This window comes from Pseudoalteromonas sp. NZS100_1 (genome assembly GCF_015864285.1).
Lineage (GTDB): Bacteria > Pseudomonadota > Gammaproteobacteria > Enterobacterales > Alteromonadaceae > Pseudoalteromonas > Pseudoalteromonas arctica.
Genome location: NZ_JADYXN010000052.1, coordinates 1 through 12,348 on the forward strand (window position 1 = coordinate 1; position 12,348 = coordinate 12,348).

Consider the following 12,348-nt stretch of genomic DNA (forward strand, 5'->3'; position numbering starts at 1 on the left):
AGGGCAATGCGAGAACGAGTGAAACGTTATATTCTTCCAGAAAAAAGAAAACGGCCCAAAAGTAGGACCGTTCGAATATCAAAAACTCGGTACACCATTAAGTCAAAACATGCTTAACTGAATGGTGTTAGCCAAATGGCGGTTTTTTTAAAAGCGGTTAACGCGGTTTAACGACCTTTTTCAAACTCATCAACTTCACGCTCTGCTTCTTCTTTAGATTTACCGTATTGCTGCTGGATTTTACCAACTAGCTCTGTACGGCTACCTTCAATTTTATCTAAATCGTCGTTGGTAAGATCGCCCCATTTTTGTTGAGCCTTACCTTTAAGTTCTTTCCAATTACCTTCGATACGATCGCTGTTCATAAGTTTATCCTTACTTTAGGTTAGTGAATTAACTGTCAGTTATAAAGTAGCAAGCCTTGTACCAATGAATAATAATGGTTTTATTGTTTTTATTATCAGTTGGTTATATTTTTATGTTGAGCGATTTTGTTTTTAATATTGCGCTATTTATTAAAAAATATACATAGCAGCCTGTAATTATTGCTGACATAAGTTACGCCGCTTTGATGTAACTCATTCTTAAATTTTTGTTTTAAGCTAATATGCAGGTATTAAACAAAGTAGTTAACCTGAGTGAGTTATGAATACAAAAACGTGTGAATACGGAGTGGATGACTGCTCATACAAAATGGCAGGTGAGTTAGCAGGTATTACACAATTGGTGAATGCGTTTTACGATAATATGGACGCTTTAAAAGAGGCTGAAAATATAAGGAGTATGCATTCAAAAGATTTATCAGCATCACGTAAAAAGCTCGCTTACTTTTTGTCGGGCTGGTTAGGTGGTCCTAAATTATACGCTGAACATTTTGGCAGTATTAACATTCCTCAAGCGCATAAACATTTACATGTAGGAATTGAGCAAAGTGATGCATGGCTTTTATGCATGCAAAAAGCGGTTGATGAGCAACCTTACGAAGCCTCATTTAAAATTTACTTAATGGATCAATTACGAGTGCCTGCAGATCGAATTAGAATGGTGTCGGGTAGCTAATAGCAATTATTAATAAATATCAACCGCAGCTAGGCTTTGGTTTTTTGTTACAATGCCTGCAAAGCAATTTAGGGTAAATAGCTGTGCTGCCGGTTCAAGACATATATCAACAACTCGTTACTACATTACAAAGTAATCCTATTACGTTATTACAAGCGCCGCCTGGTGCTGGTAAGTCTACGTGGTTACCACTACAACTTATGCGCGACGGGCATTTTAAACGCATTGTAATGCTAGAGCCACGCCGTTTAGCCGCACGCAATATTGCCAGTTACTTAGCAAAGTGCCAAAACGAGAGTGTTGGGCAAAGTGTAGGTTTGCGGATTAGGGGCGAGAGTAAAGTCAGCGCTAATACGCGCCTTGAAATAGTAACCGAAGGCATGCTTACACGCATGCTGCAAAACGACCCCGAATTAAGCGATATAGATTTACTTATATTTGATGAATTTCATGAACGTTCAATTGCAGCCGATACCTCACTTGCCTTTGCGCTCGAGACCCAAAGTGCACTGCGTGAAGACTTAACCATCATGCTTATGTCGGCAACGCTAGATACTGAGCGTTACACTGCGTTTTTTGATTGCCCTGTAATTCAATCGAGCGGTCGCAGTTACCCAATAGACGAAGTCTACATACCCATAAAAGATGAAAGCCGCTGGCTTGATGCAATTCCTAGCATAATAAAACAAGCGCTTAATGAGCAAACAGGCAGTGCATTGGTATTTTTACCCGGGCAATTTGAAATACTACGGGTGCAGCAAGCACTTAGCGATTTACCCAGTAACTGCACTGTAGCAACGCTATTTGGCGAGCAAGATAAAGCCAATCAGCAAGCCGCTATTGCTCCTGCACCAAACGGTATGCGCAAAGTCGTGCTTACCACCAATGTAGCCGAAACCAGTTTAACTATTGAAGGCATACGCATTGTAATTGACAGCGGCAAGCGCCGTGCAGCGACCTTTAATTTAAAAACAGGGGTTACAGAGCTCACAACACAAAGTATATCGCGCTCCTCAGCTGTGCAGCGTGCAGGGCGTGCAGGGCGAATAGAGCCGGGCATTGTATATAGGCTGGGCTCTAAGCAAACCTTTGAGCGACGTAATAGCCACGACAATCCCGAAATACTCATATCAGACATAAGCCAACTTATGCTTGAGGCAAAGCAGTGGGGAGCCAGTATTGATGAGCTAACCCTACTTGATAAGCCTACTGAGCAACAATGCGAGCAAGCAAGTAACCTGCTCAACATGCTAGAAGCTATTGATAGCAAGGGTAAGCTCACACCGCTTGGCAGTAAAATGTTAGGTTTTGGTGCTGATATTCGTTTGGCGCATATGCTACTAAAAGCACAAATACTTGATGACCAACTCCCTGGTATTTTTAGGCTCGCTATTTATTTAGTGGCATTACTTGAGAGCCGAGTAAACAGTGCAAACGAGTTGAGTTTAGCGTTGCATAGCCAACAGCAACGTCCGCATCCGGTATTTAAACAACAGTTAAAATATTGGCAAAGCCGCTTAAAAGTAAAAGACGAAAACAGCGAATTAAATACGCATTATATTAGTTTGCTAGTGGCATTGGCGTACCCCGATCGCATCGCTAAAAAACGCGGTAATGGTTACCTACTTGCCAATGGTGCAGGTGCTGAGTTAAATGCCGATTACTGGCACAACGACGATTACTTAGCTATAGCAACCATGGGCGGGCACAAAGGAGGGCGTATATTTTCAGCCACCGCGCTTAACCCATTTGAGTTACAAGAATTTTTACCGCATTTATTTAGTGAACTTACTCGCTGTGAGTTTGACGAAAAATCAGCACGTTTTATTCATCAAGATGAAGTAAAGCTCGGGGCTATAACGCTCAGCAGCCAGCCTAGTAAACAAAAACTAGATAAGAGCGAGCGCGCTAAAGCGTGGCTAAACTTATTTGCTAAACACGGTTTTGCATTATTTAACGAGCAACCTGATGCGCAGCAATTATTGATACGCATGAGCTTAACAAGTAAGTTATTACCCGATAAATTTCCACAAATAAATGAGCAACAACTCATTCAAAATGCAGCGCAGTGGCTAGGCGTGTTTTTAGAAGATATTAAAACGCTCACGCAGCTTAAAAAGTTTAACTACTTTGAAGCATTACAAAACTGTTTTGATTGGCAACAACAAACCGCTTTAAAAGCACTGTTACCACTGCGCTTAACGGTGCCAAGTGGCTCAAATATAAAAATAGAATACCAGCTTGATGGCCCCGCAAAGCTAAGCGTGCGTATGCAAGAAGTTTACGGCTTGACCAGTACACCTATGCTTGCCAACGGTAAACTGCCACTGCTTATGGAGTTGCTATCGCCAGGTAAACGCTCACTGCAACTTACTCAAGATTTAGCACACTTTTGGGCTAGCAGTTACCGCGATGTGCAAAAGGAAATGAAAGGTCGTTACCCTAAGCATTTTTGGCCAGACGACCCTGCTAACAGCGTTGCAACCAACAGAGTAAAGAGCAAAATGTAGGTGTTAGTTACTTAAAACTATTTGTTTTATTGTTGAACATATTAATATAGTGTTCCTATAAATGAATCAATATTTTTAACTACAGGGAATAAGTGATGAAGCTACTTTTAACGTTAGGTTTGGCTCTAGTAACTGCTTTTTCGGCTTATGCTGAAAAGCCACTCGACTTAAATGCGTTTGCGCAGCAGTACTATAAAACAATGACCGCCACACAAGCACCTAACGCAGGTGCTAAAGAGCTTGAGGCTTACCTTGCATTGTTAACTGATGATATTGGTAATCAGCATATTCCGTATCAACCGGATGACTCACGTACTCTAGATGGTAAAAAGCAAATGCGCAAAGGTATGAGTTTTTACTTAGGTGCGCACACATTGTTTGAAAGCACACTGCTTAATACATTTGTGTTTAACGATACAGGCTTTGCTATTCGTTATAAAAACTATGTAAAAGGTATTCATCCGCAAAATAAGCAGCCAATAGAGTACACCTCCACAATGATGGAAGTGATTGAAATTGAAAACGGCAAAGTGGCGATGATCCGCAAATATCACGAATAAACGAATAAACGAATAACTAATAAAACAAATAAGGATATATATGAAACATTTACTTATCGCATTATCAATATTAATGCTTAGTGCATGCGTTAGCACAAAAAATGATTTTAGATTTGATGGCTCCACACCAGAGACAACTCAAGTGGGAGTTAATAAAGTTTTAAAAGCATTAAAGCCTCAAGATTCCATGCGTTTCTTAGGCGCTTTAATCGCAATTCAATTTTCTGACGTGCAAAGCTTAGACGATATTATGGGCGACCCGACCATGATGGGGGAAATGAATTACTTTATTATTGGCAAAAAAATAGATGGTTTAAATTATTACGAAGTACTGGAGCTTGCGAGTTCGTCTCCATCAAAAGTTGAATTTTCTGTAGTGGAATAATTTCAGCTTTTTGTACTACTTTAAATGTGTAATACCAATCCGCAATAATACTTAATCATTTTGCGGGGTTAAACGTGTCGCTACCTGCGTTAAAAAATTCTCATTTAGAACAACTAAATAGCGAATTTTTTGCCTAGCTATCAACACGTTTTTCCGCCCTCAAAATAGACCACTTAATTAAGCGAATTGGTATAATTTTATGTCTATATTAAATATATTATTGAAAGGGCTAAAGTTTTAACGCTATAAAATTTAATAGTAAACTTTGTTTATTCCTGCTCATGAATTTATACTACGCTTTAGTAAGAAGCTAATTATTTATTATTTAGGTACAGGGAGTCTAAAATATAAAAATGTAAGCTACTTTGACTTAATTTTACACGATTAGATAGAGACTATGACATTAAGATTTTTTGTAATAATAGGTACTTTGATTTTAATGTGCTTTGTAACAAGTTTATTAGTAGGGTACCGCTATTTCTTTAGCCTGCCGACCATAAACACTAGTATTGAAGATTATTAAAATCGTGAATTATTAAGTCTTAAAATTGCGCTTGATAGAGAGTTTATATTTTTAGAAACACTCAATTATGACTACGCCGTATGGGATGATACCTATAATTACATGGCTGATTTTGACGTAGAATATGTAGATTCAAACTTTGTAGGTGACACCTTCAACTCTCTCAAAATTGATGGTGTGTTTATTTACGATATAAATTTTAATATGGTTTACGGGCAAGCGTATGATTATATTAAACATACTGAGTTTGATGCGCCTGATTTAGATTTACAGGTTAATAAATTAAACCGCGTAATTATTCCTAATTCAAAAGCCTCTGAAGACGACAACAGTTTAAGCCATTCTGGTTTTTTGCAAACAGCGGACGGCCCTGTCATGTTTGCATCGCATGTAATAAAGCGAACAGATAAAACAGGTGAGCCTGTTGGTAGTATTGTTTTTATAAAAAAAGTAAGACCGTCGTTGATCAAGTCCTTAGCTGAGATTGCACAAGTGGAGCTTAGCTACTTACAAATAGAACAGGCTAGTTCTTTAAACGATATTGCGACGCTTAAAGGGAGCCTCCAAGGAGAGGACATTGCCACTCAAAGGAAAAGGGTGATTCTAGATATAAACGGTAATCCACTTATTGCTTTGAACATTAAGCACCACCATCAAACACTGCCAGTTTTATTTGATCACTATTTAAAACTTATTTTGTTAATGTTTTTTGTAATGTCACTTTTGAGTTTCTATATTGTAAATCGTTACTTTATTGAACCACTTATTAACGGTGCGTCCGCTATCAATTCAATGTTGGTTAAAAACGATTTACAGCCTCTGAGATTCAGTAATAAATTTTTAGAAATACGCGTTTTAATTAGCGGGTTTAATGCATTAATTAAACAAGTTAAAGATCAAAATTTTAAGCTTGAAAAAATAAGTAAAATTGATGGGTTAACCCAAATTTACAACAGGCGTGCCTTTGACGAAATTATTGTGGCGCAATGGGAACAGGCTCAACAGCAAAAAAATGCCTTTGGAATAATATTACTTGATGTAGACCATTTCAAAAATTATAACGATTTTTATGGTCACCAAGGCGGAGACAACGTTTTACAAGCTCTTGCCCAAAAGCTAAAGCAAGTAGCTAAGCAAAACACAGGTACAGTGGCGCGCTATGGCGGCGAAGAGTTCATATTATTCTTTAAACAGCTTTCTTATGAAGAGTTTGTAGATATATCTCAGCAATTGCTTTTGGCGGTTAGGGAATTAAATCTACCTCATGAAGCGTCGCCTGTACGTGAATATTTAACAATTAGTGCTGGGTGTGTATTTGCTACAAAAGAAACCTTAAGTAGTAATAATGTGTCTATGCAATCACTAATTAAAGAAGCTGACATAATGCTTTACGAAGCGAAAAACTCAGGTAGAGATAAAACATCAATCAAATCTATATAATTCAAGTGAATTATTAAAGATGCATCAGCTGTTTTTTATTATAAAACGCTTAAACCTCTTTCCCGCCATGGCTCTGTGCTAGGTCGTCAAGTTCGGCGCAAGTGTAATCAAAACCACTTTCGTCGTATTCGTATGTTACTTTTACACTGTCGCCGCCATTAAAAAGCCGCGTTTTCACATCGTTTACTGGCCAGTTTTTTAGCTCGTGTAAAAACCGGTTAGCAACTTGTGAAGATTCAAAACGATAGCGAATTTCTGTTTTCATAAATAATAAAGCTCTGGCTGTTTACCCCTGCAGCTAGTGCATTATTAATGGGGCGTTCATGATTCGGTTACAAAAAATAAAGAGTTAAATTGTAAATTTTGTGTTTCAATAAATGCATCAAACTCGGTACACACTAACGTACCTTAATTAACAAATGATGACGACTTTACATGCATTATAAATTTGCTCTGATCGCAAGCTCGGTTTTTATACTAAGCGCTTGTGGTGGTTCAGGCTCAGATGATACGCCAACCGTTAACGGAAATAAAATCCCCATTTTGTCAGTAGCTGATATTCCCAGCGACCTAAGTAAAGGCCAAACAGTTGAACTAATAGCAACAGCCAGCGATAAAGACGGCACTATTGAATCTGTTGTATGGCAACAAACTACTGGCATAACAGTGCTTAGCGAGCCTTTAGAGTCAACAAGTGCGACGTTAACCATTCCCGAGGCACAAAGTTACAAGCCTGTTGATTATACGTTTACGGTGACAGCAACCGATAACGAAGGCGCAAGTAATGCAAAAACACTGAGTTTCACAGCGCGTAATAATATGGATGAGGTTAGCGCAGCAAGGCTTTTGCATCAAGCAACAATGGGACCTAAGCTTAGTGAAATACAAAACGCACAAGGGTTAAGCGAGCAGCAATGGCTTGATAAACAAATAGCGCTACCTATTAATTATCACCGTAATTATTTAGTAAAGCTAAATGACGATGACGACTTTAAATACATAAGCCGTATTGACGCATGGTGGAAAGCAGTAATGCAAAGCGACGATCAACTTCGTCAACGAGTTGCGTTTGCGTTAAGTGAAATACTAGTAGTGTCGGATGAAAACAGCGCGTTAAGAGGCCAACCTGAGGGCATGATCACTTATTACGATTTATTACTAAAGCATGCTTTTGGTAACTATCGTGAACTACTTGAAGATGTAACGCTTTCGCCAATAATGGGGACTTATTTAAGTCACTTAGGGAATGAGAAAGCCGATGATGCACTCAATATTCGCCCAGACGAAAATTACGCACGTGAAGTAATGCAATTATTTACTATTGGCCTTGAAGAGCTAAACCTAGATGGTAGTGCCAAGCTTGATGCCCAAGGTAATACCATTGCCACTTACGGGCAATCAGAAATAGAGGGTTTTGCACGCGTATTTACAGGTTGGACGTTTGCAAGCAGCGAAACTTTTAAGCGTAAAAGTCGCGATTATATTAATCCAATGCAAGCGTTTGATGAGTACCACTCTAGTAAACAAAAAACCTTACTAAACGGTGAGGTTATACCACAAGGTTATGCAGCAGAAGAGTCATTGCAAATAGCCCTCGATAATTTATTTAACCATCAAAATGTTGCGCCGTTTATTAGCAAGCAGCTTATTCAGCGATTAATTACCTCAAACCCAACACCGCAATATGTTGAACGAGTAGCTAGTGTATTTATTGATAACGGTGCTGGTGTACGCGGCGATTTAGCTGCGGTAGTAAAGGCTATTTATTTAGATGATGAAGCGCGGCATTTTGGCTCAGTGCTTAATTACCAAGGTAAAATTAAAGAGCCTATTTTAAAAACTGTACAGTTTTGGCGAAATCTCGATGCTAAATCGCCAGCGGGTTATTATAAAACATGGAATTTAATAAATAGCTACGGACAAGGACCCATGCAGTCGGCTTCGGTATTTAACTTTTTTAGGCCTGATTATCAAACCGCAGCTTTGCGAAATGAAGGTATTGTTGCACCAGAATTACAAATAGCAAACGACGCAACACTGATTGGCACCATGAACGCGCTTTACGCAAGCTTAGTATGGAGTACCGCAGAAGCGCGCAGTGATTTAAATTCAAATAGTATTTATATTTATGTTCAAGACGACATGAATGTTTTAGAGAAAAACGGTGTTAGCGCGCTACTAGCTCAGTACAACACGTTATATTTTGCAGGCGCAATGAGCAGTGACACGCGCCAAGCGTTACTTGATTTAGATGCCTATTTTAATGAAGAGCAATACCGTGAACGGGTTTCGTATTTATTATATATGATTGCTATTTCACCTGAATTTAACGTGCAGTATTAGGAACGCATAATGAGCATTAATAGAAGAGAGTTTTTGTCGTTATGTGTAAAAGGCAGCGTATCGGCTGCCGCGTTAACGAGCCTGCAATTACAAGCATTAACTGGAGCGACTAATGCCGTTGAGCTAGGTGATTACAAAGCATTAGTGTGTGTGTATTTATATGGAGGGAATGATTCGTTAAATATGCTAGTTCCGCTTGAAGGCGAGCAACGTAGTGTTTACGAGCAAAGTAGGCAGAACCTAGCGGTAGAGAGCCCACTTGAGTTAAGTATTAAAAGCCAGTTTGCCGGTGGAGTCGGTATTCATCCTTCACTTGAACCTATACAAAATGTGTTTGAATCTCAAAATTTAGCATTTATAGGTGGGGTAGGTACTTTACTCGCTCCCACAACATTGAGTGACTATAAAAATAAAACAATAGGTTTGCCTAAGCATTTGTTCTCGCATAACGATCAGCAAGCTGCATGGATGTATGGTCGAGAAAAACAATCACTTAATAGTGGCTGGGGTGCACGGCTTTTAGAACGCTTAGAATTACAGGATGAATTTGCGGCTAACATATCACTCGACGGTACTAATTTATGGCAAACGGGAAGTGCTAGCAATGCATTTGCGCTTAACAAAAGTGGCATTAGTAGTATTAACGCGTTTGGAGGGTATCAACCTCGTAGCGAGCACGTAACTTCTATTATGAACCGCTTACTAGGCAATACGAGCCATCCGTTAAGTACAGCTTATGCCAATGGCTTAACAAGTGCGATAAATAACACTCAAGCAATGAACAGCGCGTTAGAAAGCGCGCCTGCACTTATTACCCCATTTAGCGATAATAGCCTTAGTGAGCAATTTGCAGCAGTAGCTAAAACAATTAGCGTACAGGCAAAATTGAGCACTCAGCGCCAAGTGTTTTTTGTTTCTATGGGGGGGTATGATACGCACGATAACCAATTAACAACGCACCCTGCTTTATTAAATACGTTAGCTCAAGGGTTAAGTGAATTTGATAGCGCGATGAAAGAGCTTGATATGGCAGATAAAGTGACTGCGTTTACTATGTCTGATTTTGGTCGCACGTTGACCTCAAATGGCGATGGCACTGATCATGGTTGGGCAGGAAACCAAATAGTAATGGGCGGCGCAGTAAAAGGCGGCAATATATATGGCGAGCTACTAACTCAACATTTGGATGGCCCACAAGATACCGGTGGCGGGCGTTTAATTCCAAGTGTTGCAAATGAGCAGTACTTTGCCACATTGGCTCAGTGGTTTGGTGTGCCAAGCTCTGAGCTTGTTGATATTTTTCCAAACTTGAGTAACTTTGATCACACAACATTGGACTTTTTTGTGTAATTAGTCGCTAATAGTAATCTAAAAGCACTTGTTAGTAGTATAAGCTACTGGTTAATAGTGCTTATCTGTTTTAATAATAAAAATCACACACAATATAGGAATCATAAAATGAAAGTTTTAGTGAGCTTAGTTAGTTTAATCGCTTTTTTACTTGTAATACTGCCAGGGCCTTTGTATAAATTTGGTATTGTAGAATTAGGTGTTGCGTTTACGGGGTTTAAATTTGGCGTTTATGCTGGTGGCGCTGCATTGGTGCTACTTATAGTACAAGCGTTATTTATGCGTAAAACGTTAACGCTAAGCAGTGGTGTTATTGCACTTGTATTTTCGGTTGTGGCTATTGCTATGCCACTTAATATGATGAACAAGGCTGAAGGTGTACCGGCAATTCATGACATTTCAACTGATTTAGTTAATCCACCAAAATTTGTAGCAATTGCACCACTGCGTGCAAATGCATCTAACCCAGTAGAATACGCGGGTGAAGAAACGGCAGTACAGCAACGCAAAGCATACCCTGAGCTGGTAACGTTAAGCTTTGCACAATCTAAAGCCGATTTAATGACAGCAAGCGAACAAGCAGTTAAAAATCTTGGCTTTGCAGTGGTAAGTGCAAATACGGCTACAGGTATTGTGGAAGCTACCGATACAACAACGTGGTTTGGTTTTAAAGACGATGTGGTAATTCGTATTAAAGATGAAGGCAGCCAACGTTTTGTTGATATTCGTAGTAAGTCGCGAGTAGGGCGTAGTGATTTAGGAAAAAATGCAGAGCGCATTCATTCAATTATTAATGAACTAAACACCTTACTTGAAAAATAAAACGACTTAACCTGTATTAGGTTATTAGCGTATTAAAGCCCAACATTGTTGGGCTTTTTTGTTTTTAGCGTCAGTTTGTATTCACGACAACTGCGTTAGGGTTATTAAAATTTAAATTTTTAACCACTATGGAGTTATTATGAAAACAGTAGGATATGCAGCAAAAAGCCAAGGTTCTGAGCTGACAGAATTTTCTTTTGAGCGCCGCGATTTACGAAATAACGATGTAGAAATTGAAATTTTATACTGTGGTGTGTGCCATTCAGATTTACACGCCGTACGAAATGATTGGGGTGGCAGTGACTACCCATTAGTACCTGGGCATGAAATTGTTGGTAAAGTTATGTCGGTAGGTAGCGACGTTAAAAAATACAAGCAAGGCGACACGGTTGCTGTTGGTTGTATGGTTGATTCGTGCCAAAGCTGCGATCAATGTGATAACGATGAAGAGCAATTTTGCCGCGAAGGTATGATTGGTACTTACGCAGGCAAAGACCGCATTAGTGGTGAAATGACCCAAGGTGGGTATTCTAAACATGTTGTTGTACGCGAAGAATTCGTACTTTCCGTACCAGAAAATTTAGACCTTTCTCGCGTAGCACCGCTACTTTGTGCAGGTATTACTACTTACTCGCCACTTCATAAATGGGGCGTAAAAAAAGGCAGCCGTGTTGGTGTTGTTGGTCTAGGCGGACTTGGCCATATGGCCGTTAAAAATGCAGTTGCAATGGGCGCAAGCGTTACGGTAATTGGCCGTAGTGAGTCTAAAAAAGATGATGCGGTTAAATTGGGTGCTCAGCACTACTTAGTGTCATCTAATGATGACGAAATGAAAGACTCGCAATCTGCCTTTGACGTCATTATAGATACGGTACCTGTAAAACATGATTTATCTATTTACACACCACTACTTGATGTGGATGGTACTTTAGTTATTGTAGGCCAAGTTGGCCCTGTAGATGAGCTAAGCACGGTACCATTATTAATGGGTCGCCGTCGTATTGCAGGCTCACTTATTGGTGGTATTGCAGAAACACAGCAAATGCTCGACTTTTGTGGTGAAAATAACGTGCTACCAGAGTGCGAAATGATCAACATTGACGAAATTAACACTGCATACGAGCGTATGGAAAAATCTGACGTACGATATCGTTTTGTTATTGATATGGCGTCGTTAAGCGCTTAATTTACTAGGTAAATTAAAAATAATAGAGCCGCTAGTTAGCTAACACCATTCAGTTAAGCATGTTTTGACTTAATGGTGTACCGAGTTTTTGATATTCGAACGGTCCTACTTTTGGGCCGTTTTCTTTTTTCTGGAAGAATATAACGTTTCACTCGTTCTCGCATTGCCCT

Annotated in this window: 11 protein-coding genes; 9 read left to right on the plus strand and 2 right to left on the minus strand. The window is 39.4% G+C overall.

Translation table 11 applies throughout. The features are described 5' to 3' along the window. Positions 1-167 precede the first annotated feature (167 nt). Entirely contained in the window at positions 168-365 is a 198-nt protein-coding gene (locus tag I6F66_RS19995; protein ID WP_007581220.1) for a CsbD family protein, read from the minus strand. 280 nt (positions 366-645) lie between these two features. Here I6F66_RS19995 and I6F66_RS20000 point away from each other — a divergent pair, with 280 nt between their 5' ends. From I6F66_RS20000 to I6F66_RS22850, 5 genes are all read left to right on the plus strand, one after another. Then, positions 646-1,059, plus strand: coding sequence for a group II truncated hemoglobin (locus I6F66_RS20000; protein ID WP_165734702.1), 414 nt, complete (start codon positions 646-648; stop codon positions 1,057-1,059). An 83-nt stretch (positions 1,060-1,142) separates the two neighbouring features. Then, entirely contained in the window at positions 1,143-3,569 is a 2,427-nt protein-coding gene (gene hrpB, locus I6F66_RS20005) for an ATP-dependent helicase HrpB (protein ID WP_197141181.1), read from the plus strand. Positions 3,570-3,664: 95 nt separating this feature from the next. Continuing rightward, on the plus strand, positions 3,665-4,129 hold the full coding sequence (locus tag I6F66_RS20010) for a nuclear transport factor 2 family protein (RefSeq protein ID WP_197209639.1): 465 nt from the start codon (positions 3,665-3,667) through the stop codon (positions 4,127-4,129). A gap of 40 nt (positions 4,130-4,169) precedes the next feature. Continuing rightward, positions 4,170-4,514: a DUF6694 family lipoprotein gene (locus tag I6F66_RS20015; RefSeq protein WP_007581228.1), complete on the plus strand. Its 345-nt coding sequence runs from the start codon at positions 4,170-4,172 to the stop codon at positions 4,512-4,514. A 547-nt stretch (positions 4,515-5,061) separates the two neighbouring features. Beyond that, positions 5,062-6,477 carry a diguanylate cyclase gene (locus I6F66_RS22850; protein ID WP_368668200.1) on the plus strand — a complete coding sequence of 472 codons (1,416 nt, stop codon included), beginning with the start codon at positions 5,062-5,064 and terminating at the stop codon, positions 6,475-6,477. 49 nt (positions 6,478-6,526) lie between these two features. Here the strand turns inward: I6F66_RS22850 and I6F66_RS20025 are convergent, their stop codons facing one another. Next, positions 6,527-6,742, minus strand: a complete 216-nt coding sequence (locus I6F66_RS20025) for a hypothetical protein (RefSeq protein ID WP_197141177.1) — start codon at positions 6,740-6,742, stop codon at positions 6,527-6,529. Between the two features lie 170 nt (positions 6,743-6,912). Between I6F66_RS20025 and I6F66_RS20030 the strand changes: the two genes are divergently transcribed. From I6F66_RS20030 to I6F66_RS20045, 4 genes are all read left to right on the plus strand, one after another. Beyond that, positions 6,913-8,820: a DUF1800 family protein gene (locus I6F66_RS20030; RefSeq protein WP_197141175.1), complete on the plus strand. Its 1,908-nt coding sequence runs from the start codon at positions 6,913-6,915 to the stop codon at positions 8,818-8,820. 9 nt (positions 8,821-8,829) lie between these two features. Beyond that, positions 8,830-10,170, plus strand: coding sequence for a DUF1501 domain-containing protein (locus I6F66_RS20035; RefSeq protein WP_197141173.1), 1,341 nt, complete (start codon positions 8,830-8,832; stop codon positions 10,168-10,170). Positions 10,171-10,278: 108 nt separating this feature from the next. Beyond that, positions 10,279-10,992 carry a DUF1499 domain-containing protein gene (locus I6F66_RS20040; RefSeq protein ID WP_197141171.1) on the plus strand — a complete coding sequence of 238 codons (714 nt, stop codon included), beginning with the start codon at positions 10,279-10,281 and terminating at the stop codon, positions 10,990-10,992. 139 nt (positions 10,993-11,131) lie between these two features. Further along, entirely contained in the window at positions 11,132-12,178 is a 1,047-nt protein-coding gene (locus I6F66_RS20045) for an NAD(P)-dependent alcohol dehydrogenase (RefSeq protein WP_197141169.1), read from the plus strand. Positions 12,179-12,348: the final 170 nt, after the last annotated feature.

What these genes read in the sequence shown, in the direction of transcription:
- I6F66_RS19995 (WP_007581220.1), bottom strand. Translation starts at nt 365, where the DNA reads ATGAACAGCGATCGTATCGAAGGTAATTGGAAAGAACTTAAAGGTAAG.
- I6F66_RS20000 (WP_165734702.1), top strand. Translation starts at nt 646, where the DNA reads ATGAATACAAAAACGTGTGAATACGGAGTGGATGACTGCTCATACAAA.
- I6F66_RS20010 (WP_197209639.1), top strand. Translation starts at nt 3,665, where the DNA reads ATGAAGCTACTTTTAACGTTAGGTTTGGCTCTAGTAACTGCTTTTTCG.
- I6F66_RS20015 (WP_007581228.1), top strand. Translation starts at nt 4,170, where the DNA reads ATGAAACATTTACTTATCGCATTATCAATATTAATGCTTAGTGCATGC.
- I6F66_RS20025 (WP_197141177.1), bottom strand. Translation starts at nt 6,742, where the DNA reads ATGAAAACAGAAATTCGCTATCGTTTTGAATCTTCACAAGTTGCTAAC.
- I6F66_RS20030 (WP_197141175.1), top strand. Translation starts at nt 6,913, where the DNA reads ATGCATTATAAATTTGCTCTGATCGCAAGCTCGGTTTTTATACTAAGC.
- I6F66_RS20035 (WP_197141173.1), top strand. Translation starts at nt 8,830, where the DNA reads ATGAGCATTAATAGAAGAGAGTTTTTGTCGTTATGTGTAAAAGGCAGC.
- I6F66_RS20040 (WP_197141171.1), top strand. Translation starts at nt 10,279, where the DNA reads ATGAAAGTTTTAGTGAGCTTAGTTAGTTTAATCGCTTTTTTACTTGTA.
- I6F66_RS20045 (WP_197141169.1), top strand. Translation starts at nt 11,132, where the DNA reads ATGAAAACAGTAGGATATGCAGCAAAAAGCCAAGGTTCTGAGCTGACA.